We start from the raw sequence: 26,075 nt of genomic DNA, 5'->3' as shown, positions 1-26,075 counted from the left end.
GACGCCGGGACCGCACCAGGTTGACGAACGGCACACGCGCCTCAGGCGGTGGCCGGATGCTGCGCGCGGCTGACGTCGTACACACCCGGCACGTCCCGCATGGCGCGGATGAGTCCGGGCAGACCGTCGGCGTCGGGGAGCTGCAGCGTGTACGTGTGCCGCACACGCTGCTCGCTGGGCGGCTCCACGACGGCCGACACGATCGCCGCGCCCGCCGTGGCGATGGCCTCCGTGAGATCGGCGAGCAGCCGGCGGCGCCCGAATGACTCGGCGTACAGCGTCACCCGGCAGCCGGGCGTCTCTCCCCAGCTCACCGTGACCGGGGCCCGGTCGAGGGCTCGCATACGGTCCACCGCGGGACATTCCTCCCGGTGGACCGTGACGGCACCGCCCCGGACCGAGAAGCCGGTGACGGCGTCCGGCGGTACGGGCCGGCAGCAGCCGGCGAGCCGTACGGTCGCGCCCGGCACATCCACCACGGCGTGGGCGGCGCCGCGCCGGTCCGCCGCGACCGGGTGGGGCGCGCGGGGCGGGACGGCGGGGAGCGGGCCGGCCTCCGGGTGCGCCGCGAGCCAGCCCGCGATCGCGATTCTGGCGGCGGCCGTACGGGCGTGGGCGAGCCATTCGGGCGAAGGCCCCGATGTGGCGTCCTGTGCCAGCAGCAACTGGACCGTGTCGCCGTCGCGCAGGACGGTGCTCAGCGTCGCCAGCCGGTCGTTGACCCGCGCTCCGAGGCACCTGTGCGCGCCATCGCCGTACTGGGCGTACGCGGCGTCCACGCAGGTCGCCCCGGCCGGCAGCCCGAGCATGCCGCCCTCGGCGCGGAAGACCGTGATCTCCCTGTCCTGGGCCAGATCGTCCCGGAGCGTCGTCCAGAAGGTGTCCGGGTCGGGCGCGGCCTGCTGCCACTCCAGGAGGCGGGAGAGCCAGCCGGGCCTGGTCGGGTCGGCGCGCTCGCCGTCCTGCGGTTCCGCTATGTCGACCGAGGCATAGGGATTGCCGAGGGCGACGACTCCTGCCTCCGCGACCTTGTGCATCTGATGCGTACGGATGAGGACTTCGGCCACCGCGCCGTCAGGACCCGCGACCGCCGTGTGCAGCGACTGGTACAGGTTGAACTTCGGTGCCGCGATGAAGTCCTTGAACTCGGAGATCACCGGGGTGAAACAGGTGTGCAGTTCGCCCAGGACGGCGTAGCAGTCCGCGTCCTCGCCGACCAGCACCAGCAGCCTCCCGAAGTCCGTGCCGCGCAGCTCTCCGCGTTTGAGTCTGGACCGGTGCACGGAGACGAAGTGCCGTGGCCTGACAAGCACTTCGGCGGTGATGCCCGCCTCCCGCAGCACCCGCCTGACGTCCTCGGAGATGGCCGCGAGCGCGTCCCCCGAGGTGGCGTTGTCCGCGATCAGCGCGCGGGTGTGCGCGTACTCCTCCGGATGGAGGATCGCGAAGACCAGGTCCTCCAGCTCCGTCTTGAGGGCCTGGACGCCCAGGCGTTCGGCCAGCGGGATCAGGACGTCGCGGGTCACCTTGGCGATGCGGGCCTGCTTCTCGGGGCGCATCACACCGAGGGTGCGCATGTTGTGCAGGCGGTCCGCCAGCTTGATCGACATGACCCGGACATCATTGCCCGTGGCGACCAGCATCTTGCGGAAGGTCTCCGGCTCGGCCGCGGCCCCGTAGTCGACCTTCTCCAGCTTGGTCACTCCGTCGACCAGATAACAGACCTCCGCGCCGAACTCCGCACGCACCTGTTCGAGCGTCACCTCCGTGTCCTCGACGGTGTCGTGGAGGAGTGAGGCGGTCAGTGTCGTGGTCTCGGCGCCCAGTTCGGCGAGGATCAGCGTCACCGCGAGCGGATGCGTGATGAACGGCTCGCCACTCTTGCGCGACTGCCCGCGGTGCGACGCCTCGGCGAGGACATACGCCTTGTGCAGCACCGAGAGGTCGGCGTCCGGGAAGTGCGCGCGGTGCGCCTCCGCGACATGCCCCATGGCGTCCGGCAGCCGGTCTCTGGAGGCCGGACCGAGTAACGCGGCCCGGCCGAGCCGGCGGAGGTCGATCCTGGGAATGCCGCGTCTGCGACTGTGGGCACCAGGGCTGGTGGCCTCTGCACTCATGGGCACCTCCGGCAGCTTCGACCGGCGGTGGAAAAGCAGGAGCGCCCTCCGGGCCGGTGCTTGATGCTATCGAGCCCACCACGTGGAGCAGTCCGGCTCCGGCCCAGCGTGAAACGGATCACCCATTCGAGCGAAGCTTCAGGCCGTGGCTGTTTCCAGCCAAGCCGGGTCGATGATCCCCTCCGCGACAATCACGGCAGGACCGGTCATCTCGATCTCACCGTCCTGATGCTCCGTGATGACCAGCCGTCCGCCGGGGAGGTCGACGGTGTACGTGACGGGGGCACCGGTCACCGCCGGGTCCAGGCCGTCCCTGCGGGCCGCCGCGACGGCCACGGCGCAGGCGCCCGTACCGCAGGAGCGGGTTTCACCGGATCCGCGTTCATGGACGCGCATGGCGACATGCCGCGGGCCCCGGTCGACGACGAATTCGACGTTGACCCCATCGGGGTAGACGGACGCGGGCGTCACGGGCGGCGCGGAGTGCAGATTCCCGGCGTGCGCCAGATCCTCGACGAACGCGACGGCGTGCGGATTGCCCATATTGACGTTGCGGGCGGCCCAGCTCCGGCCGTCCACGGCCACCGTCACCCCGTCCTCGGGGAGTACGGCACGGCCCATGCGCACCGTGATGTCACCCTCCGCGGTGTCGCCGGCCGCGCTCTTCGCGAGGTGCACCTTCTTCACCCCGCCGCGGGTGGCCACGGCCAGGTCACCCGCCTCCACAAGTCCGGCGCGGCGCAGATAGCGGGCGAAGACCCGCACGCCGTTTCCGCACATCTCGGCGTTGGACCCGTCCGCGTTGCGATAGTCCATGAACCATTCGGCTTCGCCGGCCATGGCACGCGCCTCGGGATGCGCCGCGGACCGTACGACACGCAGCAGACCGTCGCCGCCGATTCCGGCCCGGCGGTCGCAGAGGGCGGCCACGGCCTCGGACGACAGGTCGATGGTGTTGTCCGGGTCGGGGACGATCACAAAGTCGTTCTCGGTCCCGTGGCCCTTGAGGAAGGCGATCGGCGAGGTCTGCGAGGTGCTCACCCGACCATCGTACGAGCAGACACCGGTAGATCCGCCACCCGGCCTGCCGCGCGTCCGCCGGAGTCAGCGCAGTCGGGCGACGCGCCAGACGGCGAGGGCGACCAGGGCGGCGGCCACGGTCACATAGAGCGCGATGACCCGCCAGTCGGGGCGTTCGCCGGAGGACCGTGAGGGCAGCCCCGGCCAGGTGTGGCCCACCCGGCGGGCGGCCATCATGCCCCAGCCCGCGGCGCAGCAGCTGATCAGCAGTCCCAGCATGGCGACGACCGCGCCGCCGTCCCCGGTGCCGAAGGCCAGCGGGAAGGCGAACATCAGCGAGCCCACACCGGCGAGCGTCACAATCGGCGCGAGCTGCCAGATGCGCAGCCGGCGCTGCGGGCGGAGCTCGACCTCGACCTCGGGGGTGGCGGTCTCTTCCTCCGGCCCGTCAGGACTCAGCCGCGGGGCGTCTTCCCGCGCGTCCGGTGCCAGGGGTTCTCTGTTGCGAGGGCCGGCCTCCATCGCCACGCGCCCTCCCAAGTCGGACTCCACTGGTCGATCGATGCCCGATGGTCGACCGATGCTCGATGATGGCACGCTCGCGGCTGCCGGAATGACGGGCTGAGCGTCCCGATGCCATCACGTGATCAGGCTGTGACCGCCCGTTCGACCAACGCCAGCGCCCGATCCGGGAGTTCCCCGCGACGGTCCGTTCCGCCGTCCAGCCAGTGCACTCGCGAGTCGCGGCGGAACCAGGAGTCCTGCCGGCGCGCGAACCGCTTGGTGGCGCGCACCGTCTCGGCCCGCGCCTCGTCGTCGGTGCACTCTCCCGCCAGCGCGGAGAGGACCTGCTGGTACCCGAGGGCGCGTGAGGCGGTGCGGCCCTCGCGCAGGCCCCGGGCCTCCAGCGCCCGCACCTCGTCCACCAGGCCCGCGTCCCACATCCGGTCCACTCGCTGCGAGATGCGCAGATCCAGCTCGGGGCGGCCGACATCGACGCCGATCTGCACCGTGTCGTACACCGCGTCATGACCCGGCAGATTGGCGGTGAAGGGCTTGCCGGTGATCTCGATCACCTCAAGGGCCCGGACGATACGCCGACCGTTGCTGGGGAGAATGGCACGGCCGGCCTGGGGGTCGGCGGCGGACAGCCGGGCGTGCAGGGCACCGGACCCGCGCAGGGCGAGCTCCTCTTCGAGCCTGGCCCGGACCTCCGGCTCGGTGCCGGGGAATTCGAGGGCGTCGATGGCCCCGCGCACATAGAGCCCGGAGCCGCCCACGAGGACAGGCGTACGGCCCGTGGCGAGCAGCCTGTCGATCTCGGTCCTGGCGAGCTTCTGGTACTCGGCGACGCTGGCCGCTTCGGTGACGTCCCAGATGTCGAGGAGGCGGTGCGGGACCCCGGCGCGCTCTTCGTTCGTCAGCTTGGCCGTTCCGATGTCCATTCCCCGGTAGAGCTGCATGGAGTCGGCGTTGATGACCTCACCGTCGAGTTGCCGGGCAAGATGAACGCCCAGGTCGGACTTGCCGGCCGCGGTGGGTCCGACGACGGCGATGACCCGCGGTGCGGGAGCTGCGCTTCTCACTGCCCCAGTCTCGCAAACTCAGGAGCCCTCGCCCGAACGAGTTATGTGAGGGCACGTGCGCTCGCCGCCACGAGCCGTCGTGCGCCGGCTCGCGGTCCGGCGCCCGGTGCCGCGTGACGGAACGCTCCCGGGCGGCGCGCGACTGCGACGTGACGAGTACCCTATGGAGTTGATAAGGGTGTTTTCTCATGGTTTCACCCATTTAGGCCGTGCTGTGTGAAGTCGTTCGAGTCGTCAAGGGTGTGGCACGGCGAGGGCACGGTCCGACCCGTCCCGGAGCGAGCCGAGACCCGCCGGACCGGGCGCCCCCGGGGGCGCGAGGACGCCGGAACGGCGGTCGGCGCGGGCAGCGGCGGCCGAGCGGCGAGGCCGGTGAGAGCACCTCCAAGTAGGCTGGTGGTTCCTACGAGGGAAGGTGGCCCATGGGCTTCCTGGACGCATTGAAGGCCAAGATTTCTCCGGCCAAGGACAAGGTCTCCGATCTGGCGCAGCAGCACGGCGGCAAGATTGAGCAGGGGCTGGACAAGGCCGCCCGCGCGGTCGATCAGAAGACCAAGGGCAAATACAGCGGCAAGATCGATTCCGGGACGGGCAAGGCCAAGGAAGCCCTGGAAAGGCTCTCCCACAAGGACGGTGGCACTCCCCCGCCGCCTCCCGCTCACTGAGTCGCATCACATCCCGGCCACGGCCGCGGGGCCGCCTCGAAGCATCCCGCGGCCGTGGTGGCGCACCGGTTCACCGGAGTCCACGGGACAGTCGCCGGGCGACGAGCCGGAAGCTCAGGACCATGTCGCGACGAGATATCCGACGCCGTACGGCGCGTCCTCGTACAGCAGCGCGCCACCCAGCGCCGCTCCCTCGGCGGCGCCCGCGAGCACCTGCCACGGGGCCCGGCCCGCGGCCTTCAGTTCGTACGCCAGCTCCGCGTCCAGTGCCTTCAGCGCCGGCACGTCGGCCGTCTCCAGCGCCCGCGCCACCTCTTCGTCGAATCCGGCCGCCCGCTTGTCGAGATATCCGGGCGCCTTGACCGTGCGGCACGCGCTGGCGTCGCCCATCACCAGCAGTGCCAGCCGGTCGGACTGCCCCGCGATCTCCTGTCCGGCATGAATACACCGCTCGGCGGCGAAACGTTCCCCCACGCCGAGACCGGTCACCGGGGCGGCGGACCAGCCGACGGATGCCAGCAGCCAGGCACCGACCGCGAGGGAGACCGGCAGCTCACGCGCGGGGCGTTCCTCCGGGGCGGCCGCGCCCAGCACGACGTCGACGTCCACGCCGAAGCCCCGGAAGGATCCGGCGGCACCCTGCGGATGCGGGCGGATCCCTCCGGGGCTGTCCTGCCCGGCGGGCCCGACGACGACCAGGCGGTCGGGCCGGGCGGCGGCCAGCACTCCCAGGGCATCGGCACACGCGGCACGCGCGGCGTCCATTTCGGGTGCCGCTCCCCCGGCCACGGCGGGCACGAGCAGCGGTGGGCAGGGACAGACGGCAGCGGCGACCAGCATCTCCGCACCCTAACGCGAGCGCGATGCCGGACGGTCCGGCCCCCGGCCGTCCGGGATCAGTCCCTCACAGGACGCTGCAGCCGCCCGTCATCTCCGGAAGCGGGGCGGGCACACCGACCGTGGGAAGCCCCAGCAGCACACCCGCGGGCTTCTCGGCCGCGGCCGCGTTCCGCCGCTCCCAGGCGTCTCCGGCACGGGTACGGCGCACCTGCGTGGTGGCTCCCTCGGCGAGCAGATGGTGCGGAGCCGCGTAGGTGATCGCGACGGTCACCACATCGCCCGGACGCACGTCCTCGCCGGGCTTGGTGAAGTGGACGAGGCGATTGTCCGGCGCGCGTCCCGAGAGCCGGTGCGTCGCGCCGTCCTTGCGGCCCTCGCCCTCGGCGACCATGACCTCCAGCGTCCGGCCCACCTGCTTCTTGTTCTCCTCCCAGGAGATCTCCTCCTGGAGGGCGGACAGCCGCATATAGCGCTCCTGCACGACCTCCTTGGGGATCTGCCCGTCCATCTCGGCGGCGGGGGTCCCCGGGCGCTTGGAGTACTGGAAGGTGAAGGCCTGCGCGAAGCGCGCCTCGCGCACCACCCGCATGGTCTGCTCGAAGTCCTCCTCGGTCTCGCCGGGGAAGCCCACGATGATGTCGGTGGAGATGGCGGCGTGCGGAATGGCGGCGCGCACCTTGTCGATGATGCCGAGGTAACGGTCCTGCCGGTACGAGCGGCGCATCGCCTTGAGGATGGTGTCCGAGCCGGACTGCATCGGCATATGGAGCTGCGGCATCACATTCGGTGTCTCGGCCATCGCCGCGATCACGTCGTCCGTGAAGTCGCGCGGATGCGGTGAGGTGAAACGGACCCGCTCCAGACCCTCCACCGCGCCACAGGCCCGCAGCAGCTTGGAGAACGCCTCCCGGTCACCGATGTCGGAGCCGTACGCGTTGACGTTCTGGCCCAGCAGCGTGATCTCGGAGACGCCCTCCGCGACCAGCGCCTCGACCTCGGCCAGGATGTCGCCGGGCCGGCGGTCCTTCTCCTTGCCGCGCAGCGCGGGGACAATACAGAAGGTGCAGGTGTTGTTGCAGCCGACGGAGATGGAGACCCACGCGGCATAGGCGGACTCGCGGCGGGTCGGCAGCGTGGAGGGGAACGCCTCCAGCGACTCCGCGATCTCGACCTGTGCCTCCTCCTGGACACGCGCGCGCTCCAGCAGGACCGGCAGCTTGCCGATGTTGTGCGTGCCGAAGACGACATCGACCCAGGGCGCACGACGCACGATGGTCTCGCGGTCCTTCTGCGCCAGACAGCCGCCGACGGCGATCTGCATCCCCGGTCGCCTGGTCTTCATCGGCGCCAGCCGGCCGAGATTGCCGTACAGCTTGTTGTCGGCGTTCTCCCGCACCGCGCAGGTGTTGAAGACGACGACGTCGGCGTCGCCGTCGGAGCCCTCGGGCGCACGGACGTATCCGGCTCCCTCCAGCAGGCCCGACAGCCGCTCGGAGTCGTGGACATTCATCTGGCACCCGTAGGTGCGCACCTCGTAAGTCTTCGCGCTCATCTCGCCCACCAGGGTACGGGGTCGTTCGGAGACCTTGTCCGTGGCTTCCCCTGGACAGGGCCTGGCCACCGGTCGGCGAGAGCTGGAAGGATCGCCTCATGTTCCCCGCTCTGTCCCGTATCGGCCGAGGCCGTCTCCAGGTCGCCGCAGCGCTGCTGGTGGTGGCCGGACTCCTGGTGTGGTGGCTGCTGCCGATCGGGGCCCCGGCGCCAAGCGGCTCGATCACGTTCAGCACGGGTGCGGCGAAGGGGGTCTATCAGACATATGGAGCGATGCTCAAGGACGATCTCAACCGCGATCTGCCGGATGTGTCGATAGAACTGCAGAACAGCGAGGGTTCACAGCAGAACATCGCGCGGGTGGCGACCGGCGAGGCCGACTTCACCATCGCCACCGCCGACGCCGTCGGCAAGTACCAGAAGGACGGGAAGCCCGGCGCCGACCGGCTGCGCGGATGCGCGAGGTTGTACGACGACTATGTGCAACTGGTCGTCGCGAGGGACTCGGCCATCCGTTCCGTCGGCGATCTGGCCGACCGGAAGGTAGGGGTGGGGCAGGAGGGATCGGGGGTCCGGCTGATCGCCGACCGGATCATGACGGCCGCGGGACTCGACCCGCGGCACGACATCACCCCCGTCCCGGCCGGCATCGACACCATGCCCGGCCTCCTCGAACAGGGCGGGCTGGAAGCGTTCTTCTGGTCGGGCGGGCTGCCCACCGGCACACTGGAGCGGCTGTCGGAGCGCTTCCACATCCGGCTGGTGCCCCTGGAGGCCGATCTGGTTTCCAAGCTCCATGCCTCGAACGAGACCGCCTCCCGCTACTACCGCTCCGCGGAGATACCCGCCGACGCCTACGGCGAGGCGCAGAACGGCGTGGCCGTGCCGACCGTCGCCGTGGCCAATCTGCTGGTCACCACCGACCGGATGGACCCCCGGCTGACTGAGGGCTTCACCCGTACCGTGATCGACAGCCGGGACCGCATCGGCAATGTGGTGCACCCGGCTCAGTTGGTGGATCTGCGGACCGCGATCTACACGGATCCACTGCCGCTGCACGAGGGCGCGAAGCGCTACTACCGGTCCGTCAAGCCGTAACCACCGGCACGGGCTCAGGCCGTGGGCGAGGACCTCGGCACGCTCAGTGTGACCCGCAGACCGCGCGGTTCACCGTGCGCGTACGCGATGGAGCCGCCGCCGGCCGCGAGCAGCGCCCGCGAGATGGACAGGCCGAGGCCCGATCCCTTGATGTTCTGATGGCGGTTGCTGCGCCAGAACCGGTCACCGATCCGGTCGAGTTCCTCATCCGTCAGCCCGGGACCGCCGTCCGTGATGACGACCGTGGACGTGGTGCCGTTACGGGCGACCGCGACCGTGACCTCTTCGCCCGCCGGAGTGAACTTGAGCGCGTTGTCGATCACGGCGTCCAGGGCGCTGGAGAGCGCGATGGGATCGGCCCAGGCGGTGACCGCCGCACGGTGCTCGGTGAGCCGTACGCCCTTCTCGTCGGCGACGGCCCGCCAGGCGGCGACCCGCTCGGCCGCCACCTCACCGATGTCGGTCAGCATCAGATCGGCGTCGGCGTGCTCGGCCAGTGCCAGATCCAGCAGGTCGTCGAGGACCTCGGCGAGGCGTCTGCCCTCGGTGCGCACCGAGGCGATCTCCTCGTTTCCGGCGGGCAGTTCGAGGGCGAGCAGTTCGATACGGAGCAGCAGTGCCTGGAGGGGATTGCGCAACTGGTGGGAGGCGTCGGCGACAAAGGCGCGCTGCTGTTCCAGCGCCTCTTCGACGTTGTCCGCCATCTCGTTGAACGAGCCGGCCAAGCGGCGCAGTTCCGGCGGGCCGCCGGCCGCCGCGACCCGGGAGTTCATCCGGCCGGTGGCGATGTCATGGGTGACCGCGTCCAGCACCCGTACCGGGCGGAGCACCCAGCCGGTCAGGCGGAAGGCGGCTCCGACCGCGAGCAGCATCGCCGCCGCCTCGCCCGCGGCGATGAACAGCCACCCCTCCAGGATGCGCGAACGCATCTGGCCGGTGGGCGAGTCGGTCACCACGACCGCGACGACGTCTCCGTCCTTCACCACCGGAGAATCGACGATGAGCCGGCCGGTCTGCCAGGGCCAGACCTGTTCGGGATCGTCGCTGCGGCGGCCCAGCAGGGCCTCCTGGAAGGACTGCCGTCCCTCGCCGTCCTCGGGCACACTCCAGGTCTCCGGGGCGCGGGCCATGGCGTCGCCGTCACGGTAGAAGACGCCCGCCCTGATCCCGTACACCTCGTAGTACCTGGTGAGCTCCTGCTCCAGCATCGCGCGCCGCTCGTCGGCGCCGGAGCGGTCCTCGGCGACGAACTGCGCGAGCGCGGCGACCCGCGCGGTGTCGTCGATCCGGTCGACGACGACGCGCTGCTGCTGCGCGGCGGCGAGACTCACCGCCAGCGGGAAGCCGAGGGCGAGGAGCACACCCGCCATGAGGACGATGAGCAGGGGCAGAAGTCTGGTGCGCACGGGGCGTTACGGCCCTTGATGCGCGGCCGGCACGACCAGGCGGTAGCCCACGCCCCGTACGGTCTCGATCAGCGCCGGCATCCCGAGCTTGCCGCGCAGGGACGCCACATGCACTTCGAGCGTGCGGCCCGTGCCCTCCCAGCTTGTGCGCCACACCTCGCTGATGATCTGTTCGCGGCCGAAGACGACTCCGGGACGCTGGGCGAGCAGGGCCAGCAGGTCGAACTCCTTACGGGTGAGCTGGACGGCCGTACCGTCCACGCTGACCCGGCGGGTGGGCAGTTCAAGGGTGAGGCGGCCGAACCGCTGGACCGTCTCGACGGCCTGTCCGGGTTCTTCGCCGCTCGTGGTGCGCCGGCTGACGGCGTGGATACGGGCCAGCAGTTCGCCGGTGTCGTACGGCTTGACGACATAGTCGTCGGCACCGAGGTTGAGACCGTGGATCCTGGAGCGGACATCGGCCCGTGCCGTCACCATGATCACCGGAGTCGAGGTGATCTTCCGGATCTTGCCGCAGACCTGATAGCCGTCCTGGTCGGGCAGACCGAGATCGAGCAGGATGACCGCGAAGGGCGCCTTCCCGGCGCTGACGGCGGGCAGCAGGGCCCGCAGCGCATCCTCGCCGCTGCGGGCGTGCACGACCTCCACACCGTGCTTCGCCAGCACGGCCGACAACGCGGCCGCGACATGGTCGTCATCCTCCACGAGCAGCAGTCTCATGGGCCCCCTCAGCGGTCGCGGTCGCACAACGTACCTGGGCATCCACGCGGATGGCGTGGCGCCAGTCAAGAGCCTTCCCGTTACGCCAAGGTTTCCGTTACCCACCCGGTACTCCCTCCACCGCCCCCTTCACGCGGAGTGTCCGGTTGCAGCCGGATCGTTATGCTCAATTTCAGCTCAGATGTAATGACTCTGGTCGCAGCGCGTGACTAAGGTCCTCCCAACCGAGGAGGACGGAGCAACAAGGCGATGAGCGAAGTGTCAGCGACCAAGGGCACCGAGGACGCCGGGCCGGCGACGGGCGATCTGGTCGTACTGAGCAACGTCAACAAGCACTTCGGCGCGCTGCATGTGCTCCAGGACATCGACCTGACGATCGCCGGTGGCGAGGTCGTGGTCGTGATCGGGCCCTCCGGGTCCGGCAAGTCCACACTGTGCCGCACCATCAACCGTCTGGAGACGATCGATTCGGGCGTGATCTCGATCGACGGCAAGCCGCTGCCGCAGGAGGGCAAGGAACTCGCCCGGCTGCGCGCCGATGTCGGCATGGTCTTCCAGTCGTTCAACCTCTTCGCGCACAAGACCGTGCTGGAGAACGTCACGCTGGGCCAGATAAAGGTCCGCAAGACGGACAAGAAGGCCGCCGAGGAGAAGGCACGCACTCTTCTGGACCGCGTGGGCGTCGGCTCCCAGGCCGACAAGTATCCGGCCCAGCTCTCCGGCGGCCAGCAGCAACGCGTCGCCATCGCACGGGCGTTGGCGATGGGCCCCAAGGTCATGCTCTTCGACGAGCCGACGTCCGCGCTCGACCCCGAGATGATCAATGAGGTCCTCGAGGTCATGCAGCAGCTGGCGCGCGACGGCATGACGATGGTCGTCGTCACCCATGAGATGGGTTTCGCCCGCTCCGCCGCGAACCGGGTCGTCTTCATGGCGGACGGCCGGATCGTCGAAGAGGCCACGCCCGACGAGTTCTTCAGCAATCCGCGCAGCGACCGTGCCAAGGACTTCCTGTCGAAGATCCTGCATCACTGATCACGGCTCTTCTTACGGCTCTTCTGATCTTCTGAGTTCGGCAGAACCTGTCGGCAGAACCTGTTCGTCCACGTCTCACGAGGGAAGTTCACGCATGAAGCTTCACAAGGCAACCGCGGCGGCCGCTGCGGCTCTCGTCCTCTCCCTGACCGCCACCGCCTGCGGCGGCGACAGCGACGAGGGCGGTGACGGCGGTGACAAGATCACCATCGGTATCAAGTTCGACCAGCCGGGTCTGGGACTCAAGACGCCGGACGGTTCCTTCGCGGGCTTCGACGTCGACGTCGCCACCTATGTGGCCAAGGAACTGGGCTACGACGCCAAGGACATCGTCTGGAAGGAGTCTCCCAGCGCCGAGCGCGAGAACCTGATCTCCAACGGTGATGTCAAGTTCGTCGTCGCCAGCTACTCGATCACCGACGAGCGCAAGCAGAAGGTCGACTTCGCCGGCCCGTACTTCCTCGCCCACCAGGACCTTCTGGTCCGCGCCGACGACAACTCCATCACCAAGGCCGAGGACCTGAACTCCAAGAAGCTCTGTTCGGTCACGGGTTCCACCTCGGCGCAGAACGTCAAGGAGAAGCTCGCGCCCAAGGCCGACCTCCAGGCCGTCGGCGGCTACTCGGAGTGCCTCACGGGTCTGGAGAACAAGGCCGTTGACGCGCTGACCACGGACAACTCCATTCTCGCCGGTTACGCGGCGCAGAAGGAGCACCAGGGCAAGTTCAAGCTCGCGGGCCTCAAGCTCAGCGACGAGAACTACGGCATCGGCCTCAAGAAGGGCGACACCGAGCTCCAGAGCAAGATCAACGCTGCCCTGACGAAGATGGAGTCGGACGGCTCCTGGCAGAAGGCCGTGACGGCGAACTTCGGCCCGGCCAACTACAAGAACGAGCCTGCCCCGAAGATCACCGAAGGCAGCTGAGACAGCAGTGACGCGCCGCCGGCCCGGCCGGCGGCGCGGACCGACCAGCCAACCAGGGGAGAGCGCGGGGCATCGTGTTCGATTTTCTTGATTCCGGGCAGTACGACCTGCTCGGCGCCTTCTGGGTGACGGTGCAGCTCACCCTCTACTCGGCCATTGGTTCCCTGATCTGGGGAACGCTGCTGGCCGGGATGCGTGTCAGTCCCGTGCCACTGATGCGGGCCTTCAGTACCGCCTACATCAATCTGGTCCGTAACACGCCACTGACCGTGATTATCGTCGGCTGTTCGCTCGGACTCGGCCAGACGCTTCAGATCAAGCTCGGCGGCGACAACTTCGAGTCCATCGGCTTCCGGCTGGCAGTCCTCGGCCTGATCGCCTATACCGGCACCTTCGTCTGTGAGTCCCTGCGCTCCGGCATCAACACGGTGCCCGTCGGCCAGGCGGAGGCCGCGCGCGCCATGGGCCTGAGCTTCGTCCAGGTACTGACGCTCGTCGTGCTTCCCCAGGCGTTCCGTTCCGTCGTGGCCCCGCTGGCCAACGTACTGATCGCGCTGACCAAGAACACCACGGTGGCCTCGGCGATCGGTGTCGCGGAGGCCTCGGCGCTGATGAAGACAATGATCGAGAACGAAAGCGACGCGCTCTTCGCCGTCTTCGCGGTGTTCGCCTTCGGATTCATCGTTCTCACCCTTCCGACCGGTCTGATCCTGGGCTGGGTCAGCAAGCGAGTGGCGGTGAAGCGATGAGTGCCACGTCCGTTCTCTACGACGCGCCCGGCGTACGCGCCAAGCGGCGCAACATCCTCTACACGATCGTGTTCCTGGTTCTCTTTGTGCTCGCCGCCTGGTGGGTGCTGGCCGCGATGGCCGACAAGAACCAGCTCGCCTCCGAGAAGTGGAGCCCGTTCGTCACGGACTCCGAGGTGTGGACCACCTATCTTCTGCCGGGACTCGGCGAGACCCTGAAGGCCGCGGGCCTGGCCATCGTGATAGCCCTGCCGCTGGGCGCGCTGCTCGGCATCGGCCGGCTCTCCGACCACGCGTGGGTCCGGGTACCGGTCGGCGTGGTGGTCGAGTTCTTCCGCTCCATCCCCGTCCTGCTGATGATGGTGTTCGCCAGCCAGGCGTACGCGCAGTTCACCGATGTCCCCTCCGACCTGCGGCCGTTGTACGCCGTCGTGACGGGCCTGGTGCTCTACAACGCCTCGGTCATCGCCGAGATCGTCAGGGCCGGCATCCTCTCGCTGCCGTCCGGCCAGACCGATGCCGCGAAGGCGATCGGAATGCGCAAGGGCCAGACCATGTCGTACGTCCTGCTGCCGCAGGCGGTGACCGCGATGCTGCCGGCCCTGGTCAGCCAGCTCGTAGTGATCGTCAAGGACACCGCGCTCGGTGGCGCGATCCTCGGTCTGTCCGAACTGCTCGCGCAGAACCGCTCGATCACCGCCAACTACGGCGCGAACACCATCGCCGCGCTGACCGTCATCGCGCTGATCTACATCGCCCTGAACTTCCTGCTCACCACCTTCGCGGGATGGCTGGAGCGACGGCTCCGACAGGCGAAGAAGAGCACGGGAGCTGTTCTGGGCGCCGACGACGTCCAGCAGGTGAACACTCCGGGACGCACCCCGGACGGCAGCGGCTCCTGAGGCCGGCGGCCCGAGGGGGTGTACGCGCCGCTCAGGCCGTCGCTTGACGCGGGCACCCCCAGTCGGTTGCATACGTTCTGTGATCACGTACCGGGCTCCTGCCGCCACTGACCGCTCTACCGCACGGGCCGGAGGGATCGCTCCGTGGACCCGGTGATCGTCGTCGGCGCGGGCCCCGTCGGGCTCGCGCTCGCCCTGGCCCTCGCGGCGCAGGACGTTCCCTCCGTAGTCCTGGACGAAGGGCCCGGTACGGACGATCCCCGGCCGGCCCGTACCGCCATACTGCGGGCCGACACGGCCGCGCTGGTGGCCCGGCTGGGCTGTACGACCCTCCGTGACGAGGGGATGGTGTGGGTCGGCTGGCGCTCGATGCGGCGCAAGCAGCTCATGCGGCGGCTGCCGCTCGGCGAGGACGGCGCACCCGCGCCGCTGCACATTCCGCAGCACGCCCTGTCGCGCGGGCTGCGGGAGGCCATCGCCGGGCAGGACCTGGTGCGGGTGGTCACCGGCAGCCGGCTCGACTCGCTGGAGCAGGACGCCGGCGGCGTCACCGCGCACACCCGGGGAGCCTCGGCGACCTGGTGGCGCGGCAGCCATCTGGTGGGCTGCGACGGCGCCAGGTCCACCGTCCGCAAGCTGCTCGGGGTCCGCTTTCCGGGGCGTACGGCGGTGGAACGGCACGCGGTCGCCGCGCTCCGCGTCGAACTTCCCTGGCCCGGTGAAGCGTTGCTGCACCGGCTGCCGCCGTGGCACGGAGGCGGCGAGGAGGTCTCCGCCAGGCCACTCGCCGACGGCGTGTGGCGGCTCGACTGGCTGCTGCCCGCACGGGGCGATTTGGTCACGCCCGACGCCCTGATCACGCGTTTACGGGACACACTGGCCGGCTGGTGCGGTGAGACACCCCCGTACGAACTGCTCGACACCGGCGTCTACACGCTGCACCACCGGCTTGCCAGGCGCTGGCGCGTGGGGCGGGCCTACCTCGCGGGGGACGCCGCCCATCTGCTGGGCGCGGTGGGCACCCAGGGGCTCGACGAGGGGCTGCGGGACGTCGGCAATCTCGCGTGGAAGGTGGCCGAGGACTGGCACCGCGGCGCGTCGGACACGCTGCTGGACAGCTACCAGGCGGAGCGGCGCACGGCAGTCGCCGCGCGGTTGCGCGCGGCCGACCAGTCGCTGCCGATACTGCGGGGTGGCGGCGGGCTGCGGACCTATCTGGGCGGCGGCGCGCGGGGACACGACACGATGCTCGCCGACGGCCATCTGGGGCACGGGCCATTGGGAGCACCGCCCTCCTATCCGCACTCCCCCCTCGCGCCTCCGTACGCCGAGGCGCAGACGGCCGTCGGCACGCCGCCCGGCGCTCCGGTCGCCGATGTGCGGGTGACCGCGCCCGACGGGACGACCGTGCGGCTGCGGGACCGGCTCGGGCAGGGCCAGCTCCTGGTGGTGCTGGTCGCGCCGGGAACGGGTGTGTGGGACCGGCGGCACTGGATGACCGCGGGGGTGATGCCGAGGCTGGCCGCCGCGGTGGACGCCCTGCCGGTACGGGCCGAGCTGCTGGTCACGGAGGCATATCCGGGCGCTTCCGCGCACAGTGTGCTGCTGGTGAGGCCGGACGGGCATCTCGTGGCGGCCTTCGGCGGGGTGCGCCCCGCCGACCTCTACGCGGCTGCGGACGCGGCGCGCGGGGGCACCCCGTCGGAGGGGTCCCCGCCGACGACACCTGACCGCACTGCGAACATCAATTGACCGTCGCGGGCGCGCATGGTGTACTCCGGAACGTGACTGACACCGATGTGCGCCTGTGGCGGAGGGTCCATATGGACCTGCTCCGCTATGCGGGCTGCGTGTGTCGCCCGTCCTGCTGATTCGCCTTTCCTCCACGCGTTCGCCGTGCCCGGTCACGGCGGCGCACCCTCGCGAACTTCTCAGGACGGTCACCATGTCTGCCTCGGTACGCACCCCCGCACACAGCACTTCCGCACCTTCCCCCGCTTCCGATTCCCCGTCTTCGGCCGCCGGTCCCACCCCGGCCGAACTGCTCGACTTCGTCCGCAGGACCGCCACCGAGGCCGATCTGATCGCCTCGCTGCCCCTCGATCCCGAGGGCCGTACCTGGATCCGGCTCGACGGCCCCGCCGGCAGCGAGGCATGGCTGATCGGCTGGCCACCGGGCACGGGCACCGGCTGGCACGACCACGGCGGCTCGCACGGCGCGTTCGCCACGGCGGCGGGCACGCTCAAGGAGGATTCCCTGGCGGCCCGGCTGCCCACCGAAGGCTGGAAGACCCTGGAGCTGGCCGAAGGCGTGGACCGCGAACGGCACCTGCCGGCGGGCGAGGGCCGGGCGTTCGGAAAGCACCATGTACACGAGGTGCGCAACGAGTCCGGTACCGAGCACGCCGTGTCCGTGCACGCGTACTATCCGCCGCTGCCGCTGATGCGGCGCTACAGCCGCACCGGGCCGGTGCTCCGCCTCGAACAGGTCGAGCGTCCCGAGGAGTGGCAGTGAGCGAGCAGTCGGGAACCGAGCGGATAGGGATCGACGACCTGCTGGAGCGGGTCCGCGAGAGCCTGGACCGGATATCCCCGCCGGAGGCCTTCGAGGCCGCCGCGGACGGCGCGCTGCTGGTGGACATCCGGTACGCGGCACTGCGCGAGCGCGACGGACTGATCCCGGGCGCCCTGGTCGTGGAGCGCAACGAGCTGGAGTGGCGGCTCGATCCGTGGGGCAGTCATCGCGCGCCGGAGGCCACCGGGCACGACCTGCGGGTGATCGTGATCTGCAACGAGGGATACGCGTCGAGCCTGGCCGCGGTGTCGCTGCGGCAGCTCGGACTGCACCGCGCGACCGACCTCACCGGAGGCTTCCAGGCGTGGAAGGCCGCAGGGCTTCCGGTCACCCGGTGAGCCGGGCACCCGGTCGCTTCCGGACCCGCGAAGATCCGCCCTGACCGCTCCGGGGGCCGGCCCTAGTAGAGGCTCTCGTCAAGCCCCTCGGTGTCCTCCCCCTCCTCTTCCAGAGCCTGCTTGACCACCCGGAGCGCCATGCCCTCCGCATAACCCTTGCGGGCCAGCATGCCCGCGAGCCGGCGCAGCCGTCTGTCACGCTCCAGGCCACGAGTGGCCCGGAGTTTGCGGACGACCAGCTCGCGGGCGGTCGCCTCCTCCTGATCCGAGTCGAGCTGCCCGACCGCCTCGTCGATCAGGACGGAATCCACCCCCTTCGTACGCAGCTCACGGGCGAGGGCCCGTCTGGCGAGCCCCCGGCCGTGGTGCCGGGATTCCACCCAGGCGCCCGCGAACGCCGCGTCGTCGATCAGGCCCACGTCCTCGAAGCGGGAGAGCACCTCCGCCGCGACATCCTCGGGGATGTCCCGCTTCTCCAGCGCGTCCGCCAGCTGTTTACGGGTCCGTGGAGTCCCGGTGAGCAGGCGCAGGCAGATCGCCCGCGCCCGCTCCGCCGGATCCTGGGGCGGCAGCTCCTGCTCGGCCCTCGACGAGTCGGAGCTGCCGCCCTGCCATTCCGTTCGCCGTCTCTTGCCGTAAGACACGGTACGAACTAGCTCTTGGCCGTTGCCGCCTTGGCCGTCTTGGCCTTGGTGGCAGGAGCGGGCACCGACTTCACCGGGTCTTCGGCCGTGCCCGGAGCAGCGGCCGCGTCCGCTCCGGCCGCCGGGGCCTCCGGCCTGACACCGACGCCCAGCTTCTCCAGGATCTTCTTCTCGATCTCATTGGCGAGATCGGGGTTGTCCTTGAGGAAGTTACGGGCGTTCTCCTTGCCCTGGCCGAGCTGGTCGCCCTCGTACGTGTACCAGGCGCCCGCCTTCCGTACGAAGCCGTGCTCCACACCCATGTCGATCAGGCCGCCCTCGCGGCTGATGCCCTGGCCGTAGAGGATGTCGAACTCGGCCTGCTTGAAGGGCGGCGCGACCTTGTTCTTGACGACCTTGACGCGAGTGCGGTTGCCGACCGCGTCGGTACCGTCCTTCAGGGTCTCGATACGGCGGATGTCGAGGCGCACCGAGGCGTAGAACTTGAGCGCGCGGCCACCGGTCGTGGTCTCCGGCGAACCGAACATCACACCGATCTTCTCGCGGAGCTGGTTGATGAAGATCGCGGTGGTCTTGGACTGGTTGAGCGCGCTGGTGATCTTCCGGAGCGCCTGGCTCATCAGCCGCGCCTGCAGACCGACGTGCGAATCACCCATCTCGCCCTCGATCTCCGCACGCGGCACCAGGGCGGCGACGGAGTCGATGACGATCAGGTCGAGCGCGCCCGAGCGGACCAGCATGTCCACGATTTCGAGCGCCTGCTCGCCGTTGTCCGGCTGGGACAGGATCAGGTTGTCGATGTCGACACCGAGCTTCTTCGCGTACTCGGGGTCGAGAGCGTGCTCGGCGTCCACGAACGCCACCGCACCGCCGGCCCTCTGCGCGTTGGCCACGGCGTGCAGCGTCAGAGTCGTCTTGCCGGAGGACTCCGGTCCGTACACCTCCACCACCCTGCCGCGCGGCAGGCCGCCGACGCCGAGCGCGACGTCGAGCGCGGTCGATCCGGTGGGGATGACCTCGATGGGCTCGTTGGGCCGCTCACCGAGACGCATCACCGCGCCCTTGCCGAATTGCCGTTCAATTTGTGCGAGAGCGGCGTCGAGCGCCTTCTCGCGGTCGGTTCCTGCCATGGGTTCCACCCGATTTGCTTGAGTCGATCGCTTCACGTCGAAGACGCTATCCCCTGCCACTGACAACGCGCTCCGACGCCTCCCGGCCTGTGGACAACTCAACTGGGCCACTCGGCGGGCCGGCCCCGGGAAACGCCGACCGCCACCCCATAAGAATGGATGTTCGATTTTAGTGTCAAGCGCTTCCCCGCGCACACGCGGCCGACCGCCCGGCCCGCGGCCTCGGCCGCTGTCGCGCCTCCCGGCGGCCGACCGGGGTGCCGTTACCGGCCGTCGGCCGCGTCGGCCCCGGGCTTCCCGGATCCGTCCGGGGCAGCCGGCCTGCCCACACCCGCCCGCACGGAACGCCGTATCTGCCGCAGCAGCGGACTCCCGGCGCGCGGTGCGGGACCGTGCATACGCGGGTCGTCCGTCACGGCGTACCGCTTCACATACACGCCGAGGAACGCCTGCAGCGTGGCGACCGCCGGAATCGCGATGAGCGCGCCGACCGCGCCCAGCAGCGCCGTACCCGCTATGACCGAGCCGAAGGCCACCGCGGGGTGGATGTCGACGGTCTTGGCGGTGAGCTTGGGCTGGAGCACGTAATTCTCGAACTGCTGGTAGATCACCACGAATCCGAGCACCCAGAGCGCGTACCAGGGAGCCACGGTGAAGGCGATCAGCATCGGCAGCGCCCCCGCCAGGTAGGTGCCGATGGTCGGGATGAACTGGGAGACCAGCCCCACCCACACGGCGAGCGCGGGAGCGTAGGGCACGCCCAGGATCTCCAGCAGGATGTAGTGCGCGACACCGGAGATCAGCGCCATCAGTCCGCGCGAGTAGAGATAGCCGCCGGTCTTGTCGACCGCGATCTCCCACGCCCGCAGCACCTCGGCCTGCTTGGCCGGGGGGAGGACGGAGCAGAGCGCGCGCCGCAGCCGGGGGCCGTCGGCCGCGAAGTAGAACGAGAACAGGAAGATCGTCAGCAGCCGGAACAGCCCGCCGAGCACCGTGGCGGAGATGTCGAGGACTCCGGTCGCGCTGTTCTGCACATACCTCTGGAGCCAGTCGGAGTGCAGCAGGCTGTCCTGGACGGCGACGCGGGACAGCTCCGTACGGAACGTCTCATTGATCCAGTTGATCAGTGAGTCGAGGTACTGGGGAAAGGACTCGACGATGTCGATGATCTGGCTCGCCAGTATCGAGCCGAGCATCACGACAAAACCGACGCTCGCGATCAGCACCGCGAAGAAGACCAGGAATGTGGCGAGTCCACGCCGCATACCGCGAGCCGCCATCGCGCTGACGGCGGGCTCGACCGCCAGCGCCAGGAAGAAGGCGATCAGCACGTTGATCAGCAGCCCGATGAGCTGGTGGAACGCCCAGTCGCCGAGCTGGAAGCAGGCGACGAGCGCCAGCGCGAGAATCATGGCGCGCGGAAGCCAGCGGGGCATGCGTTCCCTGCCACCGTCTCCGGCGCCGGGGGACGTGTGCCTGCTCGGAGCCGGGGCCGAAGCCGTGTCCGTCGGGTTGACCGGCGGTTGTACGTCCGGTGCGGTCTTGTCAGTCGCTGCCACTGAGCCAGTCTCGCCTATGCGGACGGCGGCCGGTCGCCACACACACGCTCCGGCCGGCCCTCGACACGCATGTCACCGCTTCTCGGCCGGGACACCCATCGCGGCGCAGACCGCGCGCCAGACGTCCTTCGCCTCCCAGCCCGCATCGAGTGCCTCGTGCACCGTACGGCCGCCCAGTTCGGCCATCACATGGTCACGGGCGAAGGAATCGGCGTAGGCCGCGCCGAAGTGCTCCGCCATCCGCTCCCAGAAAATCGTCAACCGCATGCCACCAGTATCCCGCCCGGCGGAGTGCGTCCGGGCCCGCGCGCGGCCGGTGCGCGCGGTGCCGGAGTGGACCAGCGCGACCGCGCCGGCGGGCGTACCGATCATCGCCGTCGACGGGGTGAAAGACCTCGCCCCGTCCACCGGTGCCATGCGCGGTCCCGGCGCGCCACGCCCTCGTTCCGCGCGGCCTCTCCTAAGCGTTTTCCCAGGTCCGGGTGTTTGTCAGTGGGCGGGTGCACGATGGGGGACATGGCACGGACTGCGCTCGACTCCTTCTCCCCCGCGACCCGCGGCTGGTTCACGGGGGCTTTCTCCGCACCCACCCCGGCGCAGGAGGGGGCCTGGCGTGCCATCGAGGAGGGCTCGGACGTCCTGGTCGTGGCTCCGACCGGGTCCGGCAAGACGCTGGCCGCCTTTCTCGCCGCTCTGGACCAGCTCGCGTCGGCGCCGCCGCCCGCCGAGGCGAAGAAGCGCTGCCGGGTGCTCTACGTGTCGCCGCTCAAGGCGCTCGCGGTCGACGTGGAGCGCAATCTGCGCAGCCCGCTCACGGGCATCCGGCAGGAGTCCGTGCGGCGCGGACTGCCGGAGCCCGAGGTACGGGTCGGTATCCGCTCGGGCGACACCCCGGCCGCCGACCGCCGGTCGATGGCCGTCAAGCCGCCGGACATCCTGATCACCACCCCAGAGTCGTTGTTCCTGATGCTCACGTCATCGGCGCGGGACGCGCTCTCCGGTGTCGAGACGGTGATCCTGGACGAGGTGCATGCCGTCGCCGGGACAAAGCGGGGCGCCCATCTCGCCCTGTCCCTGGAGCGGCTCGACGAGCTGCTGCCCCGCCCCGCCCGCCGGATCGGGCTGTCGGCGACGGTGCGCCCCGTGGAGGAAGTCGCCCGCTATCTGTCGCCCGGGCGCAGGGTGGAGATCGTCCAGCCGCCCTCCGGCAAGGAGTTCGACCTCTCCGTTGTGGTCCCGGTGGAGGATCTGGGCGAGTTGGGCGGTTCTCCCGCGTCGGAGTCGGGCGGTGGGGAGAAGCCGTCGATCTGGCCGCACGTGGAGGAGCGGATCGCCGATCTCGTCCAGGCGCACCGCTCCACGATCGTTTTCGCCAACTCCCGCCGGCTGGCCGAGCGGCTGTGCAACCGGCTGAATGAGATCGCGTACGAACGGGCCACCGGGGAGACCATGCCCGAGGCGCACTCCCCGGCCGAGATCATGGCCGAGTCGGGCGCGGCCAAAGGCGCGCCTCCCCTGCTCGCCCGGGCGCACCACGGCTCGGTCTCCAAGGAGCAGCGTGCCCAGGTGGAGGAAGACCTCAAGGCGGGCCGCCTGCCGGCCGTCGTGGCCACCTCCAGCCTGGAGCTGGGCATCGACATGGGCGCGGTGGATCTGGTCATCCAGGTCGAGTCACCGCCCTCGGTCGCCTCGGGGCTCCAGCGGGTCGGCCGCGCTGGCCACCAAGTGGGCGCGGTCTCCACCGGCGTCGTCTTCCCCAAGTACCGCGGTGATCTCGTGCAGGCGGCGGTGGTCACCGAGCGGATGCGCGGCGGGGCGATCGAGGCACTGCGCGTCCCCGCCAATCCGCTGGACGTGCTGGCCCAGCAGCTCGTCGCGATGGTCGCCCTGGACGTCAGGCAGGCCGACGACCTGCTCGCCCTGGTGCGCCGCGCCGCGCCCTTCGCCGCACTGCCCGAGTCGGCCTTCACCGCCGTGCTCGACATGCTCGCCGGCCGCTATCCCTCCGACGCCTTCGCCGAGCTGCGCCCACGGGTGGTGTGGGACCGCGTCACCGGTACGGTCACGGGCCGGCCGGGCGCCCAGCGCCTCGCCGTCACCTCCGGGGGCACCATCCCCGACCGGGGCCTCTTCGGTGTCTTCCTCGCCGGGGCCGACCCCAAGAAGGGCGGCGGCCGGGTCGGCGAGCTGGACGAGGAGATGGTGTACGAGTCGCGGGTGGGCGATGTCTTCACGCTGGGCACCTCGTCCTGGCGGATCGAGGACATCACCCGGGACCGCGTCCTGGTCACACCCGCACCCGGCACCCCGGGCCGGCTGCCCTTCTGGAAGGGCGACCAGTTGGGCCGCCCGCTGGAACTGGGCCGTGCGGTCGGCGCGTTCCTGCGCGAGGTCGGCTCCCTCACCGAGGAGGACGCCCGGCTCCGGCTGCTGACGGCGGGTCTGGACGCCTGGGCGGCCGACAACGTCATCTCGTACCTGGACGAGCAGCGCCGGGCCTGCGGCCACATCCCCGACGACAGGACGATCCTCGTCGAGCGGTTCCGCGACGAGCTGGGCGACTGGCGGGTGGTGATCCACTCTCCGTTCGGAGCCCAGGTGCACGCCCCCTGGGCGCTGGCCCTCGGCGCCCGGCTCTCTGAGCGCTACGGCATGGACGCACAGGTGATGCACGCGGACGACGGCATTGTGCTGCGGCTTCCGGATGCCGATCTGATGGGCCTCGACCTCCTGGACGACGAGCCGGACCGCCTCGGCACGGCCTTCGACAGCGAGCAGGCACCCGTCGGGGCCGCCGATGTCGCCTTCGACCGGGGGGACATCAGCGGCATCGTCACCGAGCAGGTGGGTGGTTCCGCGCTGTTCGCGTCCCGTTTCCGGGAGTGCGCCGCACGGGCTCTGCTGCTTCCGCGGCGCAGTCCGGGCAAGCGCACCCCGCTGTGGCAGCAGCGTCAGCGCGCCGCCCAACTGCTCCAGGTGGCGAGCGAGTTCGGCTCGTTCCCGATCGTGCTGGAAGCGGTGCGGGAGTGTCTCCAGGATGTCTTCGACGTCCCCGGTCTCACCGAACTCATGGGCGACATCGAGTCCCGGCGGGTCAGGCTCGTCGAGGTCACCACCCCCGAGCCCTCCCCCTTCGCCCGGTCCCTGCTCTTCGGTTATGTCGCCCAGTTCCTGTACGAGGGCGACTCTCCCCTCGCCGAGCGGCGGGCCGCCGCGCTGTCCCTGGACTCGCGGCTGCTGGCCGAACTGCTGGGCCAGGCCGAGCTGCGGGAGTTGCTCGACCCGGAGGTCCTCACCGAGCTGGAGCAGGAGCTTCAGTGGCGCACGGAGGACCGGCGGGTCAAGGACGTCGAAGGCGTCGCCGATCTGCTGCGGGTCCTCGGTCCGCTCACCGACGGCGAGTTGGCGGAGCGTGGCGCGCGGACGCCCTGGGCCGGGGAGCTCGCCGCGGCCCGCCGCGCCATCAAGGTACGGATCGGCGGCGCCGATCACTGGGCCGCGATCGAGGACGCCGGCCGGCTGCGGGACGCCCTGGGCACGGCGCTGCCGGTGGGCGTCCCCGAGGCGTTCACCGAGCCCGTCAAGGATCCGCTCGGTGATCTCCTCGCCCGCTACGCCCGCACCCACGGCCCCTTCACCTCGACGGCCGCCGCCGAGCGCTTCGGCCTGGGCTCCGCGGTCACGGACGGCGCGCTGCAGCGCCTCGCCTCGGGCGGCCGCGTCGTCCAGGGCGAGTTCCATCCGTCCGGCATCGGCCAGGAATGGTGCGATGCCACCGTGCTCCGCCGGCTGCGTCGCCGCTCTCTGGCCGCGCTGCGCGAGGAGCTGGAGCCGGTGGCTCCGGCAGCCCTCGCCCTGTTCCTCCCCCAGTGGCAGCATCTCGGCGGCAACAGCCTGCGCGGCGTCGACGGACTCGCGCGCGCCGTCGAGCAGTTGCAGGGCGCTCCCGTCCCCGCGTCGGCGCTGGAGAAGCTGATCCTTCCGTCCCGGATCTCCGGCTACACGCCCGCGCTGCTGGACGAACTGACCACCACCGGCGAGGTCCTGTGGGCCGGAGCGGGCGCGCTGCCCGGCAAGGACGGCTGGGTCGCCCTGTATCTCGCCGACGCGGCCCCGCTGTTGCTGCCGCCGCCGCATCCCCTGGAGCTGACCGCCCTGCACGAATCGGTTCTCACCACGCTCTCGGGCGGCTATGGGCTGTTCTTCCGGCAGATCGTCGACCAGATCCGTGCCACCACCCACCCCGAGGTGACGGAGCCGCAACTGGCCGACGCCGTCTGGGATCTGGCCTGGTCGGGCCGGCTCACCAATGACACGCTGGCCCCGCTGCGTTCGCTGCTCGGCTCCGGACGCACCGCCGGTTCCACGGCCCACCGGGCCCGGCGCCCGGTGCCCCGCGGCCGTTACGGCACGCTCACGGCCGCGGCCCGGCCGGCGCCTCGTACCGCTCCGGCGACGGTCAGCGGCCGCTGGTCACTGCTCCCCGGGCAGGAACCGGACCCCACCCATCGCGCGCACGCGCTGGCGCGCACTCTTCTGGACCGCCATGGCGTGGTGACCCGGGGCGCGGTCGCGGCCGAGGGGGTGCAGGGCGGTTTCTCCGCGGTCTACCGCGTGCTGTCGGCCTTCGAGGACAGCGGCCAGGCCCGCCGCGGATATGTCGTCGAGGGGCTGGGCGCGGCCCAGTTCGCGATGGACGGCGCGGTCGACCGGCTGCGTACCGCCGCGACGGCCCGCGACCGCGCCGAGTCCCGCCCCCGGCCACACGCCCTGGTACTGGCCGCCGCCGACCCCGCCAACGCCTATGGCGCCGCGCTTCCCTGGCCGGACCCGCCGGCCGGTGCCGGTCACAAGCCCGGCCGCAAGGCCGGCTCGCTGGTCGTTGTCGTCGACGGCGAGCTGACGCTCTACCTGGAGCGCGGCGGCAAAACACTGCTGGCCTGGCCGACGGATCCGGAGGACCCCTCGTTGCCGGCCGCGGCCGAGGCGCTGGCGGAAGCGGCCCGCGCGGGCGCCCTCGGCACGGTCACGGTGGAGCGGGCCAACGGCGCGGCGGCCCTGACCTCTCCGCTGGGCCGCACCCTGGAGTCGGCGGGTTTCCACGCCACCCCCAGAGGGCTGCGGCTGCGAGCCTGACCTCCCGGGAGTCACCGCCGGTCGCCGGAGGGCGGCAGCCCGTACGCACACATGCGTCGCCCGCGTCCCGACCGCGCCG

22 protein-coding genes and 1 pseudogene are annotated in these 26,075 nt (G+C 70.5%); 11 read left to right on the top strand and 12 right to left on the bottom strand.

Annotated elements, in window-relative coordinates; all coding sequences use genetic code 11:
- Positions 1-41 precede the first annotated feature (41 nt).
- The 4 genes from ABZ707_RS25310 to miaA all read right to left on the bottom strand — a co-directional run bounded on the left by ABZ707_RS25310 (position 42) and on the right by miaA (position 4,723).
- Positions 42-2,117, bottom strand: coding sequence for an HD domain-containing protein (locus ABZ707_RS25310; RefSeq protein WP_360179160.1), 2,076 nt, complete (start codon positions 2,115-2,117; stop codon positions 42-44).
- Positions 2,118-2,255: 138 nt separating this feature from the next.
- A complete protein-coding gene (dapF, locus tag ABZ707_RS25305; protein ID WP_360179158.1) occupies positions 2,256-3,158 on the bottom strand; it encodes a diaminopimelate epimerase in 903 nt (300 codons plus the stop codon).
- A 63-nt stretch (positions 3,159-3,221) separates the two neighbouring features.
- A complete protein-coding gene (locus tag ABZ707_RS25300) occupies positions 3,222-3,659 on the bottom strand; it encodes a hypothetical protein (protein ID WP_360179335.1) in 438 nt (145 codons plus the stop codon).
- Between the two features lie 125 nt (positions 3,660-3,784).
- Positions 3,785-4,723 carry a tRNA (adenosine(37)-N6)-dimethylallyltransferase MiaA gene (gene miaA / locus ABZ707_RS25295; RefSeq protein WP_360179156.1) on the bottom strand — a complete coding sequence of 313 codons (939 nt, stop codon included), beginning with the start codon at positions 4,721-4,723 and terminating at the stop codon, positions 3,785-3,787.
- 422 nt (positions 4,724-5,145) lie between these two features.
- Between miaA and ABZ707_RS25290 the strand changes: the two genes are divergently transcribed.
- Positions 5,146-5,388 carry an antitoxin gene (locus ABZ707_RS25290; protein WP_360179154.1) on the top strand — a complete coding sequence of 81 codons (243 nt, stop codon included), beginning with the start codon at positions 5,146-5,148 and terminating at the stop codon, positions 5,386-5,388.
- A gap of 114 nt (positions 5,389-5,502) precedes the next feature.
- Here ABZ707_RS25290 and ABZ707_RS25285 read toward each other — a convergent pair whose 3' ends face one another.
- Complete coding sequence (locus ABZ707_RS25285; protein WP_360179152.1) at positions 5,503-6,228, bottom strand: class III extradiol dioxygenase subunit B-like domain-containing protein; 726 nt, start codon at positions 6,226-6,228, stop codon at positions 5,503-5,505.
- A gap of 64 nt (positions 6,229-6,292) precedes the next feature.
- Positions 6,293-7,780 carry a tRNA (N6-isopentenyl adenosine(37)-C2)-methylthiotransferase MiaB gene (gene miaB / locus ABZ707_RS25280; RefSeq protein ID WP_360179150.1) on the bottom strand — a complete coding sequence of 496 codons (1,488 nt, stop codon included), beginning with the start codon at positions 7,778-7,780 and terminating at the stop codon, positions 6,293-6,295.
- 98 nt (positions 7,781-7,878) lie between these two features.
- On the opposite strand from miaB, the gene ABZ707_RS25275 reads away from it, so the two are divergent.
- Positions 7,879-8,877 (top strand): TAXI family TRAP transporter solute-binding subunit, encoded by a 999-nt coding sequence (locus ABZ707_RS25275; RefSeq protein ID WP_360179148.1) that lies wholly within the window; start codon positions 7,879-7,881, stop codon positions 8,875-8,877.
- A gap of 14 nt (positions 8,878-8,891) precedes the next feature.
- Here ABZ707_RS25275 and ABZ707_RS25270 read toward each other — a convergent pair whose 3' ends face one another.
- Complete coding sequence (locus ABZ707_RS25270; protein ID WP_360179146.1) at positions 8,892-10,283, bottom strand: HAMP domain-containing sensor histidine kinase; 1,392 nt, start codon at positions 10,281-10,283, stop codon at positions 8,892-8,894.
- Positions 10,284-10,289: 6 nt separating this feature from the next.
- A complete protein-coding gene (locus ABZ707_RS25265; protein WP_360179144.1) occupies positions 10,290-11,003 on the bottom strand; it encodes a response regulator transcription factor in 714 nt (237 codons plus the stop codon).
- Between the two features lie 249 nt (positions 11,004-11,252).
- Here ABZ707_RS25265 and ABZ707_RS25260 point away from each other — a divergent pair, with 249 nt between their 5' ends.
- The 8 genes from ABZ707_RS25260 to ABZ707_RS25225 all read left to right on the top strand — a co-directional run bounded on the left by ABZ707_RS25260 (position 11,253) and on the right by ABZ707_RS25225 (position 17,527).
- On the top strand, positions 11,253-12,038 hold the full coding sequence (locus ABZ707_RS25260) for an amino acid ABC transporter ATP-binding protein (RefSeq protein ID WP_360179142.1): 786 nt from the start codon (positions 11,253-11,255) through the stop codon (positions 12,036-12,038).
- A 94-nt stretch (positions 12,039-12,132) separates the two neighbouring features.
- Complete coding sequence (locus ABZ707_RS25255; protein WP_360179140.1) at positions 12,133-12,963, top strand: glutamate ABC transporter substrate-binding protein; 831 nt, start codon at positions 12,133-12,135, stop codon at positions 12,961-12,963.
- Between the two features lie 74 nt (positions 12,964-13,037).
- Complete coding sequence (locus ABZ707_RS25250) at positions 13,038-13,712, top strand: amino acid ABC transporter permease (RefSeq protein WP_360179138.1); 675 nt, start codon at positions 13,038-13,040, stop codon at positions 13,710-13,712.
- Positions 13,709-14,614, top strand: a complete 906-nt coding sequence (locus ABZ707_RS25245; protein WP_360179136.1) for an amino acid ABC transporter permease — start codon at positions 13,709-13,711, stop codon at positions 14,612-14,614. The genes ABZ707_RS25250 and ABZ707_RS25245 overlap by 4 nt, the downstream gene beginning before the upstream one ends.
- A 144-nt stretch (positions 14,615-14,758) precedes the next feature.
- Positions 14,759-16,366, top strand: a complete 1,608-nt coding sequence (locus ABZ707_RS25240) for an FAD-dependent monooxygenase (RefSeq protein ID WP_360179134.1) — start codon at positions 14,759-14,761, stop codon at positions 16,364-16,366.
- A 32-nt stretch (positions 16,367-16,398) separates the two neighbouring features.
- Complete coding sequence (locus ABZ707_RS25235) at positions 16,399-16,485, top strand: putative leader peptide (RefSeq protein ID WP_311307652.1); 87 nt, start codon at positions 16,399-16,401, stop codon at positions 16,483-16,485.
- A gap of 74 nt (positions 16,486-16,559) precedes the next feature.
- Positions 16,560-17,129 (top strand): cysteine dioxygenase, encoded by a 570-nt coding sequence (locus ABZ707_RS25230; RefSeq protein WP_360179132.1) that lies wholly within the window; start codon positions 16,560-16,562, stop codon positions 17,127-17,129.
- Complete coding sequence (locus ABZ707_RS25225; RefSeq protein ID WP_360179130.1) at positions 17,126-17,527, top strand: rhodanese-like domain-containing protein; 402 nt, start codon at positions 17,126-17,128, stop codon at positions 17,525-17,527. Before ABZ707_RS25230 ends, ABZ707_RS25225 begins: the two co-directional genes overlap by 4 nt.
- Positions 17,528-17,589: 62 nt before the next feature.
- Here the strand turns inward: ABZ707_RS25225 and recX are convergent.
- The 4 genes and pseudogenes from recX to ABZ707_RS25205 form a co-directional block, all read right to left on the bottom strand.
- A pseudogene (recX, locus tag ABZ707_RS25220) lies at positions 17,590-18,291 on the bottom strand (recombination regulator RecX); the annotation flags it as partial.
- On the bottom strand, positions 18,180-19,301 hold the full coding sequence (gene recA / locus ABZ707_RS25215; protein ID WP_360179128.1) for a recombinase RecA: 1,122 nt from the start codon (positions 19,299-19,301) through the stop codon (positions 18,180-18,182). The gene recA and the pseudogene recX, both read right to left, overlap by 112 nt.
- Positions 19,302-19,564: 263 nt before the next feature.
- Positions 19,565-20,737 (bottom strand): AI-2E family transporter, encoded by a 1,173-nt coding sequence (locus ABZ707_RS25210; RefSeq protein ID WP_360179126.1) that lies wholly within the window; start codon positions 20,735-20,737, stop codon positions 19,565-19,567.
- 195 nt (positions 20,738-20,932) lie between these two features.
- Positions 20,933-21,127, bottom strand: coding sequence for a DUF3046 domain-containing protein (locus ABZ707_RS25205; protein WP_360179333.1), 195 nt, complete (start codon positions 21,125-21,127; stop codon positions 20,933-20,935).
- A gap of 249 nt (positions 21,128-21,376) precedes the next feature.
- Here ABZ707_RS25205 and ABZ707_RS25200 point away from each other — a divergent pair, with 249 nt between their 5' ends.
- The gene (locus tag ABZ707_RS25200; protein ID WP_360179123.1) at positions 21,377-25,996 is read left to right on the top strand and encodes an ATP-dependent helicase; all 4,620 of its coding nucleotides are present in this window, start codon (positions 21,377-21,379) and stop codon (positions 25,994-25,996) included.
- The last annotated feature ends 79 nt before the right edge of the window (positions 25,997-26,075 follow it).

Origin of the sequence: Streptomyces sp. NPDC006923, assembly GCF_040635655.1 — a bacterium.
In the GTDB taxonomy this organism is placed as follows: domain Bacteria; phylum Actinomycetota; class Actinomycetes; order Streptomycetales; family Streptomycetaceae; genus Streptomyces.
The sequence above is the reverse complement of the archived record's forward strand: the minus strand, read 5'-3'. Positions and strand labels throughout refer to the sequence as shown.

Bases quoted from the DNA above. Each gene is read 5' to 3' on its own strand.
- ABZ707_RS25275 (WP_360179148.1), top strand. From the start codon at position 7,879: ATGTTCCCCGCTCTGTCCCGTATCGGCCGAGGCCGTCTCCAGGTCGCC.
- ABZ707_RS25245 (WP_360179136.1), top strand. From the start codon at position 13,709: ATGAGTGCCACGTCCGTTCTCTACGACGCGCCCGGCGTACGCGCCAAG.
- ABZ707_RS25200 (WP_360179123.1), top strand. From the start codon at position 21,377: ATGGCACGGACTGCGCTCGACTCCTTCTCCCCCGCGACCCGCGGCTGG.
- ABZ707_RS25230 (WP_360179132.1), top strand. From the start codon at position 16,560: ATGTCTGCCTCGGTACGCACCCCCGCACACAGCACTTCCGCACCTTCC.
- ABZ707_RS25205 (WP_360179333.1), bottom strand. From the start codon at position 21,127: ATGCGGTTGACGATTTTCTGGGAGCGGATGGCGGAGCACTTCGGCGCG.
- miaB (WP_360179150.1), bottom strand. From the start codon at position 7,780: ATGAGCGCGAAGACTTACGAGGTGCGCACCTACGGGTGCCAGATGAAT.
- ABZ707_RS25290 (WP_360179154.1), top strand. From the start codon at position 5,146: ATGGGCTTCCTGGACGCATTGAAGGCCAAGATTTCTCCGGCCAAGGAC.
- ABZ707_RS25260 (WP_360179142.1), top strand. From the start codon at position 11,253: ATGAGCGAAGTGTCAGCGACCAAGGGCACCGAGGACGCCGGGCCGGCG.
- recA (WP_360179128.1), bottom strand. From the start codon at position 19,301: ATGGCAGGAACCGACCGCGAGAAGGCGCTCGACGCCGCTCTCGCACAA.
- ABZ707_RS25265 (WP_360179144.1), bottom strand. From the start codon at position 11,003: ATGAGACTGCTGCTCGTGGAGGATGACGACCATGTCGCGGCCGCGTTG.
- ABZ707_RS25255 (WP_360179140.1), top strand. From the start codon at position 12,133: ATGAAGCTTCACAAGGCAACCGCGGCGGCCGCTGCGGCTCTCGTCCTC.
- ABZ707_RS25210 (WP_360179126.1), bottom strand. From the start codon at position 20,737: ATGCCCCGCTGGCTTCCGCGCGCCATGATTCTCGCGCTGGCGCTCGTC.
- ABZ707_RS25285 (WP_360179152.1), bottom strand. From the start codon at position 6,228: ATGCTGGTCGCCGCTGCCGTCTGTCCCTGCCCACCGCTGCTCGTGCCC.
- ABZ707_RS25300 (WP_360179335.1), bottom strand. From the start codon at position 3,659: ATGGAGGCCGGCCCTCGCAACAGAGAACCCCTGGCACCGGACGCGCGG.
- ABZ707_RS25310 (WP_360179160.1), bottom strand. From the start codon at position 2,117: ATGAGTGCAGAGGCCACCAGCCCTGGTGCCCACAGTCGCAGACGCGGC.